General features: G+C 67.1%; 12 protein-coding genes and 1 pseudogene. 1 reads left to right on the top strand and 12 read right to left on the bottom strand.

All coding sequences use genetic code 11. From position 1 onward, the window contains the following. Positions 1-130: 130 nt before the first annotated feature. Positions 131-1966, top strand: a pseudogene (locus BLR99_RS06405) (ABC transporter transmembrane domain-containing protein); the annotation flags it as partial. Between the two features lie 48 nt (positions 1967-2014). Here BLR99_RS06405 and BLR99_RS06400 read toward each other — a convergent pair. The 12 genes from BLR99_RS06400 to nuoE all read right to left on the bottom strand — a co-directional run bounded on the left by BLR99_RS06400 (position 2015) and on the right by nuoE (position 14705). Further along, the gene (locus tag BLR99_RS06400; protein WP_011794421.1) at positions 2015-2509 is read right to left on the bottom strand and encodes a DUF1178 family protein; all 495 of its coding nucleotides are present in this window, start codon (positions 2507-2509) and stop codon (positions 2015-2017) included. Between the two features lie 72 nt (positions 2510-2581). Continuing rightward, complete coding sequence (locus tag BLR99_RS06395) at positions 2582-2887, bottom strand: DUF2818 family protein (RefSeq protein ID WP_017438332.1); 306 nt, start codon at positions 2885-2887, stop codon at positions 2582-2584. A 117-nt stretch (positions 2888-3004) separates the two neighbouring features. Beyond that, a complete protein-coding gene (gene nuoN / locus BLR99_RS06390) occupies positions 3005-4498 on the bottom strand; it encodes an NADH-quinone oxidoreductase subunit NuoN (RefSeq protein ID WP_074686929.1) in 1494 nt (497 codons plus the stop codon). A 24-nt stretch (positions 4499-4522) separates the two neighbouring features. After that, positions 4523-5998: an NADH-quinone oxidoreductase subunit M gene (locus tag BLR99_RS06385; RefSeq protein ID WP_011794418.1), complete on the bottom strand. Its 1476-nt coding sequence runs from the start codon at positions 5996-5998 to the stop codon at positions 4523-4525. 13 nt (positions 5999-6011) lie between these two features. After that, the gene (gene nuoL, locus BLR99_RS06380) at positions 6012-8048 is read right to left on the bottom strand and encodes an NADH-quinone oxidoreductase subunit L (RefSeq protein WP_011794417.1); all 2037 of its coding nucleotides are present in this window, start codon (positions 8046-8048) and stop codon (positions 6012-6014) included. Between the two features lie 28 nt (positions 8049-8076). Beyond that, a complete protein-coding gene (gene nuoK / locus BLR99_RS06375; protein ID WP_011794416.1) occupies positions 8077-8385 on the bottom strand; it encodes an NADH-quinone oxidoreductase subunit NuoK in 309 nt (102 codons plus the stop codon). Further along, positions 8382-9050 carry an NADH-quinone oxidoreductase subunit J gene (locus BLR99_RS06370; RefSeq protein ID WP_017438334.1) on the bottom strand — a complete coding sequence of 223 codons (669 nt, stop codon included), beginning with the start codon at positions 9048-9050 and terminating at the stop codon, positions 8382-8384. The genes nuoK and BLR99_RS06370 overlap by 4 nt, the downstream gene beginning before the upstream one ends. Before the next feature lie 38 nt (positions 9051-9088). Then, positions 9089-9604, bottom strand: coding sequence for an NADH-quinone oxidoreductase subunit NuoI (nuoI, locus tag BLR99_RS06365; RefSeq protein WP_011794414.1), 516 nt, complete (start codon positions 9602-9604; stop codon positions 9089-9091). A gap of 15 nt (positions 9605-9619) precedes the next feature. Next, the gene (gene nuoH / locus BLR99_RS06360; protein WP_011794413.1) at positions 9620-10696 is read right to left on the bottom strand and encodes an NADH-quinone oxidoreductase subunit NuoH; all 1077 of its coding nucleotides are present in this window, start codon (positions 10694-10696) and stop codon (positions 9620-9622) included. Next, entirely contained in the window at positions 10693-12843 is a 2151-nt protein-coding gene (gene nuoG, locus BLR99_RS06355) for an NADH-quinone oxidoreductase subunit NuoG (protein WP_046060863.1), read from the bottom strand. Before nuoG ends, nuoH begins: the two co-directional genes overlap by 4 nt. 15 nt (positions 12844-12858) lie before the next feature. Next, the gene (gene nuoF, locus BLR99_RS06350) at positions 12859-14217 is read right to left on the bottom strand and encodes an NADH-quinone oxidoreductase subunit NuoF (protein WP_011794411.1); all 1359 of its coding nucleotides are present in this window, start codon (positions 14215-14217) and stop codon (positions 12859-12861) included. Beyond that, on the bottom strand, positions 14214-14705 hold the full coding sequence (gene nuoE, locus BLR99_RS06345) for an NADH-quinone oxidoreductase subunit NuoE (RefSeq protein ID WP_041827852.1): 492 nt from the start codon (positions 14703-14705) through the stop codon (positions 14214-14216). The genes nuoF and nuoE overlap by 4 nt, the downstream gene beginning before the upstream one ends. Positions 14706-14730 lie beyond the last annotated feature (25 nt).

Genomic DNA, 14730 nt, shown 5'->3' with positions numbered 1-14730 from the left:
ACTTCAAGGACCATGACCGTCCACAGGACATTGCGGGGCATTGGTGGAACGCTATATTTTAAATAGCAAACATCCGTCACGACCAAGGCGCTCTTCGTGCGGGCCGCCACCTTCTTACACTGGGATCACCATGCCAGCCGCCTCCGCACCGCACCGCCATTCCGCCACGCCCCCGGGAAATCCCTCGCGCCCGCCGACACGCGCCCTGGCGGGCCTGGTCCCCTTCCTGCGGCCGTATGCGGGCCGCATCGCCCTGGCCCTGGTGTTCCTGGTGCTGGCAGCGGTTGCCACGCTGGCCTTTCCCGTGGCCCTGCGCTCGCTGATCGACGGCGGCCTGCTGCCCGGCGACCGCGGCGCGCAGGCCATGGCGCTGCGGGAGCACTTCGGGCTGCTGTTCGGCGTGGCCGTGGCGCTGGGCGTGTTCTCGGCGGCACGTTTCTACCTGGTCAGCTGGCTCGGCGAGCGGGTGACCGCCGACCTGCGCAACGCCGTTTACGCGCACGTGCTGCGCCAGAGCCCGGCCTTCTTCGAAACCACGCAGACGGGCGAGGTCCTCTCGCGCCTGACCACCGACACCACGCTGGTGCAGACCGTGGTGGGCTCCTCCCTGTCCATGGGCCTGCGCAACGCGGTGATGGGACTGGGCGCGCTGGGCATGCTGGTCTGGAGCCATCCGCGCCTGATGGCCGTCGTGCTGCTGGGCATCGTGCTCGTGGTCGCTCCCACGGCCTGGATCGGGCGGCGGGTGCGGCAGCTGTCGCGCGACAGCCAGGACCGGGTGGCGGACGCCAGCGCGCTCGCGGGCGAAGTGCTGAATGCGATTCCCGTGGTGCAGAGCCACACGGCGGAGGCCCGCGAAAGCGCGCGCTTCCAGGCCTCCACAGCGCACGCCTTCGATGCCGCCGTGCGCCGCAGCCGGGCGCGCGCCGCCCTGGTGGCCTTCATCATCGTCGCCAACGCGGGGTTGCTGCTGTGGGGCCTGTACCGTGGCACACAGGCCGTGCTGGCCGGCGACATGTCGGCCGGGCAGCTCGGCGAAACCGTGATCTACGTCATGCTGCTGGCCGGCGCGGTCGCCGTCCTGGGCGAGGTCTATGGCGACCTGCTGCGGGCGGCCGGCGCGACCGAGCGGCTGATGGAACTGCTGGCGGCCCGCCCCTCGATCGCCTCGCCGCCGGCCCCCGAGCCCTTGCCCGCAGCCAGCCAGGGCCTGCGCGTGGATTTCGAGCATGTCGGTTTCCACTATCCCTCCCTGCCCGCGCAGCCCGCGCTGCGGGACTTCGACCTGCACATCCAGCCCGGCGAGACCGTGGCGCTGGTGGGCGCGAGCGGCGCCGGCAAGACCACGGTCTTCCAGGTACTGCAGCGCTTCTACGACGTGGATCCGGCGCAGGACGGCGGCGGCCGCATCCTGCTGGACGGCCGGGACCTGCGCACGCTCGCGCTGGACGACTTCCGGGCCCGCATCGCCGTGGTGCCGCAGGATGCCGTGGTCTTCTCGGCCTCGGCCCGCGAGAACATCCGCTACGGCCGGCCCGGTGCCAGCGACGCCGAGGTGGAGGCCGCCGCGCGTGCGGCCTTCGCCCACGACTTCATCGCCGCCCTGCCGGAAGGCTACGGCACCTTCCTGGGCGAGCGCGGCGTGCGCCTGTCGGGCGGGCAGCGCCAGCGCATCGCCATCGCCCGCGCCCTGCTCAAGGACGCGCCATTGCTGCTGCTCGACGAAGCCACGAGCGCGCTGGACGCCGAAAGCGAACGCATGGTGCAGGCCGCCCTGGATGCCGCGCTGCATTCGCAGGGCCGGCGCCGCACCACGCTGGTGATCGCCCACCGCCTGGCCACGGTCCAGAACGCGGACCGGATCGTCGTGATGGAACAGGGCCGGGTGGTCGAGCAGGGGCGGCACGCGGAACTGATGCTGCGCGGCGGCCCGTATGCCCGCCTCGCGGCGCTGCAGTTCACGGCCTCAAGGCAGGCCGCCGTCCCGCGGGGCCGCACGGCGCGGCCTTTCGCGCTATTGCAGGGTTTCCTTGGCGGCGGCAGGCAGGGGCAGCGGCAGCACGGGGATGCCCTCCTCCAGCAGCTGCACCGTCTCCTGCACGCTGGCCTGGCCGCGGATGGGCCGGTCCTCGGCGTCGCCCTCGTGGATGCGGCGCGCCTCCTGGGCGAAGCGGCTTCCGACATCCTCGGTATGGGCCATCACGTGGCGGGCGAGCCGCAGCCACGCAGCCTGCAGGGCCCGGGACGCGGGCCCCTCTGCCCCGGGAGCGCACGGGCCGGACGGCATCGCCTGGCCCGCCTGCGCGGGAGTGCCGGGCACCGCCACGGACGCTCCGGCGGAAGACTTCAGGTTCAGCCGGGGCGCGCTGAGCATCTTGCGGATTTCCCGGCTGCCGCACAGGGGGCACTCCACCAGGCCACGGGCAAGCTGGTCCTGGAAATCCGCTTCGGATGCGAACCATCCCTCGAAGGCATGGTCGAGCGCGCAATGCAGGTCAAGCACCTTCATGATGATGAAACGAAGTCCGTGGCGTGTACGTTCACATGCGCGGGCGACGGTATGGGCGCCTGCGGGCCGCCGTCAGCCCCTGCGGCGCAGCAGGTAGCGATAGACGAAACCGGGAAAGGCCAGCGTCGCGAAGAGCGCGACCGTGATGGCATAGAACTCCCAGCCCTGCGGAGCGATCTGGCCGGCACGCTTTTCCAGAAGCAGGGCCAGCCCGCCCACCAGGAAGTAGAACAGCAGCCATTCCCCCAGCCGTGCCGCCAGGGGCTTGGAGGGCACCGCGCGGGGCCCGACCACCAGCCAGCGGTGGTTGCAGAACGGCAGATTGGCGGCCAAGAGGGCCGCCACGATCACGAGCCAGATGGAGGCGGAGGATGACACGGGAAGCGATCGCAACAGGTCCGGAGGCAGCGCCCTTCCCCTCTCTCCACCGCCGCGCCCGCGTGGTGGCGGAGCGCGATGGAGCGGGAATGGCGGCCGGCCTCCGCAAACGGTCGTTCAGGTGGCCAGTGCGCGCACCACCGCGTCGGCACACAGTGCCATCAGGCCGCCCGGCACGAGGCCGAGGACCAGCACCAGGGCGCCGTTCACCGTCAAGACCATGCGCACGTCGAGCGGCGCGGACACGCTGGTGGCCGTCAGCGGTGCATCGAAGTACATCACCTTCACGACGCGCAGGTAGTAGAACGCGCCGATCAGCGACATCACGACGGCGAACACGGCCAGCGCGATGTACGGGGCCTGGCCGGAAGCCACCAGGGCCTGCAGCACGGCGAGCTTGGCGTAGAAGCCCACCATCGGGGGGATGCCCGCCAGCGAGAACAGGCAGACGGCCATCACGCCGGCGTAGAGCGGGCTGCGCTGGTTCAGGCCGGCCAGGTCGGAGATCTCTTCGCTTTCGAAGCCTTCGCGCGCCAGCAGCAGGATGATGCCGAAGCTCGCCAGCGTGGTCAGCACGTAGGTCAGGATGTAGAACATCGCCGAGCTGTAGGCGTTCTCGACCGCGTTCGCATCCACGTTGCCATTGATGACACCCGACAGCAGGCCCAGCAGCACGAAGCCCATCTGCGCGATGGTGGAGTACGCCAGCATCCGCTTCAGGTTCGTCTGCGCGATGGCCGCCAGGTTGCCCACCAGCAGCGAGCCGATCGCCAGCACGGCCAGCATCTGCTGCCAGTCGATGGCCAGCGGCAGCAGGCCATCGACCAGCAGGCGGATCATGATCGCGAAGGCGGCCAGCTTGGGCGCGCTGCCGATGATGACCGTCACGGCCGTCGGGGCACCCTGGTACACGTCCGGAATCCACATGTGGAACGGCACGGCGCCGATCTTGAACGCGAGGCCGGCCACGACGAACACGAGTCCGAACACCAGCACCTGGTGGCGGATCTGGCCCGAATTCACGGCCTTGAAGACCTGGCCGATGTCGAGCGAGCCGGTGGCGCCGTAGAGCATCGAGAGGCCGTAGAGCAGGAAGCCGCTCGCCATCGCGCCGAGCACGAAGTACTTCATGGCGGCTTCGGTGGCGGTCGTGTGGTCGCGGCGCAGCGCCACCAGCGCGTAGCTGGAGAGCGTGAGCAGTTCCAGGCCCAGGTAGATCACGAGGAAGTTGTTGCCCGACACCATGACGAACACGCCCAGCAGCATGAACATCGAGAGCGTGAACAGCTCGCCGCCGCGCAGCATGCCGCGGTCCGCCGCATAGGGCCGGCCATAGACCAGCGTCACCATCACGGCGATGGTCGCGGAGCACTTGAGCCAGTTGCCCATGGCGTCGCTCACCACCATGTTGCCGAAGCCGTAGAACGTGTTGCCGCTGCTCGCGTACATGCCCTGCAGCACGGCCACCACGGCCAGGGTGAGCATGGTGAGCACGTAGGTGCCGGTGCGACGGGCGCTCGTCACGCCCAGGTCCACCAGGGCGATCACGCAGGCCATCACCAGGAGCACGATCTCCGGGTACACCGCCAGCCAGCTGATGTTGTCAATCATCTCGGTCTCTCGTTGTCAGTCGGTTCAATGGAGCTTGGTCTGCGCCACGTGCTTGAGCAGCTCGGCCACCGACACGTCCATCACGTCGGTGAAGGGGCGCGGATACAGGCCCATGTACAGCACGGCCACGGCCAGCACGCCCAGCACCAGGAATTCGCGGGCGCTGATGTCCAGCAGGCCGCGCACGTTGTCGTTGCCCACCGGGCCGAGATAGACGCGCTTGAACATCCACAGCGTGTAGGCGGCGCCGAAGATCAGCGCGGTGGCTGCAGCCAAGCCGATCCAGAAGTTCGCCTTCACGGCGCCCAGGATCACCATCCACTCGCCCACGAAGCCTGCCGTTCCCGGAAGGCCGCAGTTGGCCATCGCGAACAGCAGCGCGAAGGCCGCGAACTTCGGCATGGTGTTCACAACGCCGCCGTAGGCCGCGATCTCCCGCGAGTGCACGCGGTCGTACAGCACGCCGATCGAGAGGAACATCGCGCCCGACACGAAGCCGTGGGCGATCATCTGCACCAGGCCGCCCGAGACGCCCAGGTCGTTGAAGATGAAGAAGCCCAGCGTCACGAAGCCCATGTGCGCCACGGACGAATACGCCACCAGCTTCTTCATGTCCTTCTGCACCATGGCCACGAGGCCCACGTAGATCACCGCGATCAGCGACAGCGCGATCATCAGCCACGCCCAGTGGCGCGCGGCATCGGGAGCGATGGGCATCGAGAAGCGCAGGAAGCCGTAGGCGCCCAGCTTCAGCATGATGGCCGCCAGCACGGCGGAGCCGCCCGTGGGCGCCTCCACGTGCACGTCCGGCAGCCAGGTGTGCACCGGCCACATCGGCACCTTCACGGCGAAGGCCGCGAAGAAGGCGAAGAACAGCAGCGTCTGGGCGCGGGCCGACAGCGGCAGCTGGTGCCAGGTGGCGATGTCGAAGCTGCCGCCGGACTGGTTGTACAGGTACACCAGCGCGATCAGCATCAGCAGCGAGCCGAGCAGCGTGTAGAGGAAGAACTTGAAGGCCGCGTAGATCTTGTTCGGGCCGCCCCAGATGCCGATGATCAGGTACATCGGGATCAGCGTGGCCTCGAAGAACACGTAGAACAGCAGGCCGTCGAGGGCGCTGAACACGCCGATCATGAGGCCCGAGAGGATCAGGAACGCGCCCATGTACTGGTTCACGCGCTCGGTGATCGACTCCCACGACGCGATCACCACGATCACCGTGATGAAGGCCGTCAGCGGCACGAACCAGAACGAGATGCCGTCCAGGCCCAGGTGGTAGTGCACGTTGAAGCGCTCGATCCAGAGCAGCTTCTCCACGAACTGCGCGGCGGCCGTGCCGTTGTCGAAACCGCTGAGCAGCGGCAGCGTCACGGCGAGGCCGATCAGCGAGCCGATCAGCGCGATCCAGCGGACGGCGCGCGCCTGATCGTCGCGCCCGAAGGCCAGCAGCAGGGCACCGAAGGCGATCGGCGTCCAGATGGCAAGACTCAACAAACCCATTTTTCTTGTTCCTCTACTTGTTGAGCCACACGAAGTACGTCATGAGCCCGAACACGCCCAGGATCATCACCAGCGCATAGTGGTAGATGTAGCCCGACTGCACCCAGCGCACGATGCCTGCGACCCAGCCCACGACCTTCCAGGAACCGTTCACCACGGCGCCATCGATCACGGCCTGGTCGCCACCCTTCCACAGGCCCGTTCCCAATGCGCGGGCACCGCGGGCGATGATGTTCTCGTTGATCCAGTCGAGGTAGTACTTGTTCTCGAACAGGGTGTAGATCGGCATGCAGGCGCGCTTGATCGCCGCCGGCAGGGCCGGGTTGACCATGTACATGTAGTAGGAGAGCGCGACGCCGGCCAGGGCCAGCCAGAACGGCGCCGCCTGCAGGCCGTGCAGGGCCATCGCCACCGGGCCGTGGAACATCTCCGACAGCTCGGCCATCGCGGGGTGCTTGGCGGCATCCACGAAGATCACGTCCTTGAAGAAGTCGCCGAACAGCATCGGCTGGATGGCCAGGAAGCCGATCACCACCGAGGGGATCGCCAGCAGCACCAGGGGCACCGTCACCACCCAGGGCGACTCGTGCGGCTTGGCGTCGTGGCCATGGCCGTGGCCGTGGTCGTCGTGCGCATGGTGGTCGTCGTGGTGCGCGTCCGGGTTCTGGTCGTAGCGCTCCTTGCCGTGGAAGACGAGGAAGTACATGCGGAACGAATAGAACGCTGTCACGAACACGCCGGCCAGCACGGCGAAGTGCGCGAAGCCCGCGGCCGGCAGCGTGCTGGCGTGCACGGCCTCGATGATGCTGTCCTTGGAATAGAAGCCCGAGAACAGCGGCATGCCGATCAGCGCCAGGGAACCCAGCAGCGAGGTGATCCAGGTGATGGGCATGTACTTGCGGACGGCCCCCATCCAGCGGATGTCCTGGTTGTGGTGCATGCCCATGATCACCGAACCCGCGCCGAGGAACAGAAGCGCCTTGAAGAACGCGTGCGTCATCAGGTGGAACACGGCCACCGAGTAGGCGGAAGCACCCAGTGCCACGGTCATGTAGCCCAGCTGCGACAGCGTGGAATAGGCCACCACGCGCTTGATGTCGTTCTGGATCATGCCCAGGAAGCCCATGAACAGGGCCGTGATGGCGCCGATCACCAGGATGAAGTTGAGGGCCGTGTCCGACAGCTCGAACAGCGGCGACATGCGCGACACCATGAAGATGCCGGCGGTCACCATGGTGGCCGCGTGGATCAGCGCGGAGATCGGGGTCGGGCCTTCCATCGAGTCGGGCAGCCACACGTGCAGCGGGAACTGCGCGCTCTTGCCCATCGCGCCGATGAACAGGCAGATGCAGATCACGGTGATGAGCATCCAGTCGGTGCCGGGGAAGCCGATGGTGCCGAGCTCGCCCGACCTGGCGAAGATCTCGCCGTAGTTCAGCGTGCCGGTGTAGGCGGCGATCAGGCCGATGCCCAGGATGAAGCCGAAGTCGCCGACGCGGTTCACCAGGAACGCCTTCATGTTGGCGAAGATGGCCGTGGGCTTGTTGAACCAGAAGCCGATCAGCAGGTACGACACGAGGCCCACCGCTTCCCAGCCGAAGAACAGCTGCAGCAGGTTGTTGCTCATGACCAGCATGAGCATCGAGAACGTGAACAGCGAGATGTACGAGAAGAAGCGGTTGTAGCCGTCGTCCTCTTCCATGTAGCCGATGGTGTAGATGTGCACCATCAGCGACACGAAGGTCACCACGCACATCATCATGGCGGTGAGCGTGTCGACGAGGAAGCCGACTTCCATCTTGAGGCCGCCCACCACCATCCAGGTGTAGAGCGTCTCGTTGAAACGGGCACCGTCGAGCGCCACGCTCTTGAACGTCAGGGCCGAGAGCACGAACGCGACGAACACGCCGAGGATCGTGAGGGTGTGGCTCGCGCGGCGTCCGATGCGGTTGCCGCCGAAGGCCGTGCCGAGGATGCCGGCGAGCGCGGAGCCCGCCAGCGGCGCCAGCGGCACCGCGAGGAGCATCGAAGCGGAGAGGGTTTGACTCATTCTTGAAGACCTTGCAAGTACCGGCGGATCAGCCCTTGAGGGTGTTGAGATCTTCCGCGTCGATGCTGGACTTGTTGCGGAACAGCAGCACCAGGATCGCGAGGCCGATGGCGGATTCGGCCGCGGCCACCGTCAGGATGAAGAACACGAACACCTGCCCGTGCATGTCGCCCAGGTAGTGGGAGAACGCGACGAAGTTCATGTTCACGGCCAGGAGCATCAGCTCGATGGCCATGAGCAGCACGATGAGGTTCTTGCGGTTCAGGAAGATGCCGATCACCGACAGCGCGAACAGCATCGCGCCCAGCGACAGGAAATGGCCCAGGGTCAACGTCATGCCTTCTTCTCCTCGGCGGCTGCGGGGGCCGCCGCTTCTTCCGCGGGCTTCTGCGTCGCGGCGACCTTCACCAGTTCGACGCGGTCGGCGGCGCGCACGCGCACCTGCTCCGAGACCTTGGTCACCTTGGTGTCCTTGCGCTGGCGCAGCGTCAGGGCGATGGCGGCGATCATCGCCACCAGCAGGATCACCGCGGCGATTTCCACCGGGTACAGGTATTCGGTGTAGAGCAGCTTGCCCAGCGCCTTGGTGTTGGAGTACTGCACCACGTTGCCGGCCGCGTCCACCATGGCCGCCACGGCCTTGGGTTCATCCATGCCGCGGAAGCCGCCCATCAGCACCGCCGCCATTTCCAGCGCGATCAGCGCGCCGATGAAGGCCGCGAGCGGGAAGTGCCGCCAGAAACCCTGCCGCACGGTGTCGATGTGGATGTCCAGCATCATCACCACGAACAGGAACAGCACCATCACGGCGCCCAGATAGACCAGCACGAGCGCGATGGCCAGGAACTCGGCCTTCAGCAGCAGCCAGATGGCGGCGGCCTGCGAGAACGCGAGGATCAGGTGGAGCACCGCATGCACGGGGTTGCGCGCGGTGATGACCCGGAAGGCCGCATACAGCAGCACGACCGAGAACAGATAGAAGAAACCAGTCTTGGCGTCCATGAATCGGATCTTGTGAAAAGTGGTTCAGGAGCCGCTGGTCAGCGGTACTTGGCGTCGGCCGCCTTGGCAGCGGCGATCTCGGCCTCGTAGCGGTCGCCGACCGCCAGGAGCATGTCCTTGGTGAAGTACAGGTCGCCCCGCTTCTCGCCGTGGTATTCCAGGATCTGCGTCTCGACGATCGAATCGACCGGGCAGCTCTCCTCGCAGAAGCCGCAGAAGATGCACTTCGTGAGGTCGATGTCGTAGCGCGTCGTGCGGCGCGAGCCGTCGGCACGCACGTCCGACTCGATCGTGATCGCGAGCGCCGGGCAGACCGCCTCGCAGAGCTTGCAGGCGATGCAGCGCTCTTCGCCGTTTTCGTAGCGGCGCAGCGCGTGCAGCCCGCGGAAGCGCGGCGACAGCGGAGTCTTCTCTTCGGGGAACTGCACCGTCACCTTGCGGCGGAACGCGTAGCGGCCGGTCAGGGCCATGCCCTTGACCAGTTCCACGAGCATGAAGCTCTTGAAAAAGTCCTTGAAGGAAAAAGATGTCGTAGCAGCAGCAACAGCAGCCATGATGTCGTGTCCCGCTTATTTCCAGATGTTCCAGGGCGACAGCAGCCATCCGCCCACGATCAGCAGCCACACCAGGGTGACCGGAATGAAGATCTTCCAGCCCAGGCGCATGATCTGGTCGTACCGGAAGCGCGGGAAGGTCGCGCGGATCCAGATGAACATGGACACCACGAGGAAGGTCTTGAGGCCCAGCCAGATCCAGCCCGGGATGAAGTCCAGGGCCGCCACCGGCGACAGCCAGCCGCCCAGAAACATGGTCACGCCCAGGATGGACACGAGCCACATGCTGGCGTATTCGGCCAGGAAGAAGATCGCGAAGCCCATGCCCGAGTACTCGACCATGTGGCCGGCCACGATTTCCGCCTCGCCTTCCACCACGTCGAACGGATGGCGGTTGGTTTCGGCGACGCCGGAGATCAGATAGACGATGAAGATCGGCAGCAGCGGCAGCCAGTTCCAGGACAGGAACGACAGCCCGGCGTTCGCCATCGTGCCCTGCGCCTGGCTCAGCACGATCTGCGTGAGGTTCATGCTGCCCGAGACCATGATGACCACGAGGAAGCAGAAGCCCATGGCGATCTCGTAGCTCACCATCTGGGCCGATGCGCGCAGCGCGCCCAGGAAAGCGTACTTCGAGTTCGAGGCCCAGCCGGCGATGATCACGCCGTACACCTCGATCGAGGTGATCGCCATGATCAGCAGCAGGCCGGCGTTCACGTTGGCCAGCGCCACGTCGGGACCGAAGGGGATCGCCACCCAGGCCGCGAGCGCGGGCATGATGGCCATCACCGGGCCCAGCACGAACAGGCCCTTGCTGGCCGCCGCGGGCTGGATGATTTCCTTGGTGAGCAGCTTCAGGCCGTCGGCCAGCGGCTGCAGCAGCCCGAACGGGCCCACGCGGTTGGGGCCGTGGCGCACCTGCATGAAGCCCAGCAGCTTGCGCTCCCAGAGCGTGAGGTAGGCCACCGCGCCCATGAGCGGCGCCACGATGGCGACGATCTTGAGCAGGTTCCAGAGCACGGGCCACACGGCGCCCGTCCACCAGGACTGCGCGACGAGGTTCAGCCCGCCGTTGTAGAGCGCGTCGATCATGCTGCGGCTCCTTCCACGGCGACGGTGGCCTGGCGGCCGTCGGCCGTCAGCTGCAGCGAGGGCGCGCGGCGCACGAGGCTGTCGAGCTGGTAGATGGCGGCGACCACGGGCTCCGGCGTGCCTGCGGCGGCCGGCACGGCGGGTGCCGCGGACGTGGTGTTGGCAAGGCGGTCGGCCGGCAGGTGCGTCGGCAGTTCGGCGCCGGTGGCGCCCACGGCGTGGGCCAGCACCTCCTGCGAGGTCTCGAAGCCGATGCCCTGCAAGCCCAGCAGGTTGCCGAGCACACGCAGCACCTTCCAGGCCGGACGGGCGTCGCCCAGCGGCTTGACCACGGCGTGGAAGCTCTGCAGGCGGCCTTCGGCATTCACGAAGCTGCCGGAGGTTTCGGTGAACGGGGCGATGGGCAGCAGCACGTCGCTGAATTCCAGGTTGGTCTTGAACGGGCTCAGCGTCACGACCATCTCGGCCTGCGCGAGCGCCTGTGCGGCGCGGGCACCAGCGGCGGAATCGTGCACCGGCTCGGTATTGAGCAGCAGCGCGGCCTTCAGGCCGCCGGCCAGCATGCGGCCGGCATCGAGCCCGCCCTGCCGGGGCTGCGCCCCCACGAACTGCGCGCCGACGGTATTGGCGGCTTCGGTCAGGTAGCCGACCACCGCGCCGGTCTGCGCGCCGATCCACTGGGCCAGCGCCAGCAGCGACGATGCCTGGGCATGGTGCGCCGCGGCATTGCCGAGCAGCACGGCACGGCCTTCGCCGGACGCGAGCGAACGCGCCACGGCCAGGGCCGCATCGGTCACACGGCCGGACGCCACGGGCGCGGCCACGCCACGCTCCTGGGCGACGGCGGCAGCGATGTCGGCCAGCGCGGCGGCCCACTCACCCGCAGGCGCGACGATGGATTGCGCCATCGGCATGGCCCAGTCGTAGGCCACGGAATTCAGCGCGCTCACGGCGCAGCCCTTGCGGGCCGCCTGGCGGATGCGCTGCGCGAACAGCGGATGTTCCTTGCGCAGGTTGGAGCCCACGACCAGCACGGACTGCAGCGTGGACAGCGCCGCGATGGGCATGCCCAGCCAGCGGACGCCTTCCGGCGCGGTGAATTCCGCGTTGCGCAGGCGGTAGTCGATGTTGTCGCTGCCCAGGCCGCGCACCAGCAGCGTGGCCAGGTGCAGTTCTTCCAGCGTGCTGTGCGGGCTGACCAGCGCGCCGATGCTCTGGGCACCGTGCTCGGACTGGATGCCGCGCAGGCCGTTGGCCACGTATTCGAGGGCCGTCTGCCAGTCCACTTCCTTCCACTGGCCGCCCTGCTTGAGCATGGGCTTCGTCAGGCGGTCGGGGCCGTTCAGCGCTTCGTACGAGAAGCGGTCGCGGTCGGCGATCCAGCACTCGTTCACGTCCTCGTTCTCGAACGGGACGACGCGCATGACCTTGTGGTTCTTCACCTGGACGATCAGGTTGGCGCCCGTGGAATCATGCGGGCTGACCGACTTGCGGCGCGACAGCTCCCACGTGCGGGCGCTGTAGCGGAACGGCTTGCTCGTGAGCGCGCCCACGGGGCAGATGTCGATCATGTTGCCCGACAGCTCGGAATCCACGGTATCGCCCACCACGGTGGTGATCTCGGAATGCTCGCCGCGGTGGATCATGCCCAGCTCCATCACGCCGGCCACTTCCTGGCCGAAGCGCACGCAGCGGGTGCAGTGGATGCAGCGGGTCATCTCCTCCATGGAGATCAGCGGGCCGACGTCCTTGTGGAAGACCACGCGCTTTTCTTCCTCGTAGCGCGAGGAGGAGCCGCCATAGCCCACGGCCAGGTCCTGCAGCTGGCACTCGCCGCCCTGGTCGCAGATCGGGCAGTCCAGCGGATGGTTGATCAGCAGGAATTCCATGACCGACTGCTGGGCCTTGATGGCCTTGTCGCTCTTGGTGCGCACGATCATGCCCTGCGTCACGGGCGTGGCGCAGGCGGGCATCGGCTTGGGAGCCTTCTCCACGTCCACCAGGCACATGCGGCAGTTGGCGGCGATGGAGAGCTTCTTGTGATAGCAGAAATGAGGGATGTAGGTGCCCGCCTTCTCGGCCGCATGCATCACCATGCAGCCTTCGGCGACTTCCACCTTCTTCCCGTCGAGTTCGATTTCAACCATATGCGTTTCTCGCGATCAGGCGGAGGCCGGAGCCTGGGGGCTCGTCTTGTTGCGGATCAGCGCCTCGAATTCCGGACGGAAGTGCTTGATCATCGCCCGCACCGGCATGGCCGCCGCGTCGCCCAGGGCGCAGATGGTGCGCCCCTGGATGTTGTCCGCCACCGAATTGAGCAGGTCCAGGTCGCCTTCGCGGCCCAGGCCGTGCTGGATGCGGTCGATCACGCGCCACATCCAGCCCGTGCCTTCGCGGCAGGGCGTGCACTGGCCGCAGGATTCGTGCGAATAGAAGTACGACAGGCGCAGCAGGCTCTCGACCATGCTGCGCGAGTCGTCCATGACGATCACGGCGCCCGAGCCCAGCATCGAGCCGGCCTTGGCGATGGAGTCGTAGTCCATCGTGCATTCCATGATGATGGACGCGGGCAGCACCGGCGCGGACGAACCGCCCGGGATCACCGCCTTGAGCTGGCGGCCCTTGCGCACGCCGCCGGCCAGTTCCAGCAGCTTGCTGAACGGCGTGCCCAGCGGGATCTCGTAGTTGCCGGGCTTCTCCACGTCGCCGGACACCGAGAAGATCTTGGTGCCGCCGTTGTTCGGCTTGCCGCAGGCCAGGTAGGCCGCGCCGCCGTTGCGGATGATCCAGGGCACCGCCGCGAAGGTCTCGGTGTTGTTGATCGTGGTGGGCTTGCCGTACAGGCCGAAGCTGGCAGGGAACGGCGGCTTGAAGCGCGGCTGGCCCTTCTTGCCTTCCAGCGATTCCAGCAGCGCGGTTTCCTCGCCGCAGATGTAGGCACCGAAGCCGTGGGCGGCATGCAGCTGGAAGCTGAAGCTGCTGCCCAGGATGTTGTCGCCCAGGTAGCCCGCGGCGCGCGCCTCTTCCAGCGCGGCCTCGAAACGCTCGTAGGTCTGGAAGATCTCGCCGTGGATGTAGTTGTAGCCCACCGAGATGCCCATCGCGAAAGCCGCGATGATCATGCCCTCGATGACGATGTGCGGGTTGAACTGCAGGATGTCGCGGTCCTTGCAGGTGCCCGGCTCGCCCTCGTCGGAGTTGCAGACGAGGTACTTCTGGCCCGGGAACGAGCGGGGCATGAAGCTCCACTTCAGGCCCGTCGGGAAGCCCGCGCCGCCACGGCCGCGCAGGCCGGATTCCTTGACGGTGGCGATGACCTGGTCCTGCGTCATCGGCTCGCCGCCGTCGACGCCCAGGATCTTGCGCAGGGCCTGGTAGCCGCCGCGCGCCTCGTAGTCCTTGATGCTCCAGTTCGTGCCGTCGAGGCCCGCGTAGATCTGCGGCTCGATGTGGCGGTCGTGGAAGCAGGTCTGGACGCCCGTGGCCTGGAACTGCGAGAGGATCTGTGCTGCGGTGGTCATGCCTGTCCCTCCGCCTGGCGCAGGCCGTCCACGAGCTGGTCGAGCTTCTCGTTGTCCATGAAGCTGCACATCGTGCGGTCGTTCACCAGCATCACGGGCGCATCGGCGCACGCGCCCAGGCATTCGCACTGCTGCAGCGTGAACAGGCCGTCGGGCGTGGTTTCGCCCATGGTGATGCCGAGCTTCTTCTCGAGGTGGTGCAGCGCCTTCTGGCCGTCGCGCAGCTGGCACGGCAGGTTGGTGCAGACGTTGAGCTTGTACTTGCCCAGCGGCTGCTGGTTGTACATGTTGTAGAAGGTGGTGACTTCATGCACGGCGATCTCGGGCATGCCCAGATAGCTGGCGATCACGGCCTCGCTCTCGGTGCTGACCCAGCCCTGCTCCTGCTGCACGATGGACAGGCAGGCCATCACGGCGGACTGCTTCTGCTCCGGCGGGTACTTGGCCACCTCGCGGGCGAAGCGCGCGAGCGTCGCCTCGGTCACCAGCGATGCGCCGGCGGCTTGCTTCGTT

The organism is Paracidovorax citrulli, from assembly GCF_900100305.1.
Taxonomy (GTDB): domain Bacteria; phylum Pseudomonadota; class Gammaproteobacteria; order Burkholderiales; family Burkholderiaceae_C; genus Paracidovorax; species Paracidovorax citrulli.
This window is presented reverse-complemented; position numbering and strand designations above follow the sequence as displayed.

What these genes read in the sequence shown, in the direction of transcription:
- BLR99_RS06370 (WP_017438334.1), bottom strand. Translation starts at nt 9,050, where the DNA reads ATGGACGCCAAGACTGGTTTCTTCTATCTGTTCTCGGTCGTGCTGCTG.
- nuoG (WP_046060863.1), bottom strand. Translation starts at nt 12,843, where the DNA reads ATGGTTGAAATCGAACTCGACGGGAAGAAGGTGGAAGTCGCCGAAGGC.
- nuoI (WP_011794414.1), bottom strand. Translation starts at nt 9,604, where the DNA reads ATGGCTGCTGTTGCTGCTGCTACGACATCTTTTTCCTTCAAGGACTTT.
- nuoF (WP_011794411.1), bottom strand. Translation starts at nt 14,217, where the DNA reads ATGACCACCGCAGCACAGATCCTCTCGCAGTTCCAGGCCACGGGCGTC.
- nuoH (WP_011794413.1), bottom strand. Translation starts at nt 10,696, where the DNA reads ATGATCGACGCGCTCTACAACGGCGGGCTGAACCTCGTCGCGCAGTCC.
- nuoL (WP_011794417.1), bottom strand. Translation starts at nt 8,048, where the DNA reads ATGAGTCAAACCCTCTCCGCTTCGATGCTCCTCGCGGTGCCGCTGGCG.
- nuoK (WP_011794416.1), bottom strand. Translation starts at nt 8,385, where the DNA reads ATGACGTTGACCCTGGGCCATTTCCTGTCGCTGGGCGCGATGCTGTTC.
- BLR99_RS06400 (WP_011794421.1), bottom strand. Translation starts at nt 2,509, where the DNA reads ATGAAGGTGCTTGACCTGCATTGCGCGCTCGACCATGCCTTCGAGGGA.
- BLR99_RS06385 (WP_011794418.1), bottom strand. Translation starts at nt 5,998, where the DNA reads ATGGGTTTGTTGAGTCTTGCCATCTGGACGCCGATCGCCTTCGGTGCC.
- nuoN (WP_074686929.1), bottom strand. Translation starts at nt 4,498, where the DNA reads ATGATTGACAACATCAGCTGGCTGGCGGTGTACCCGGAGATCGTGCTC.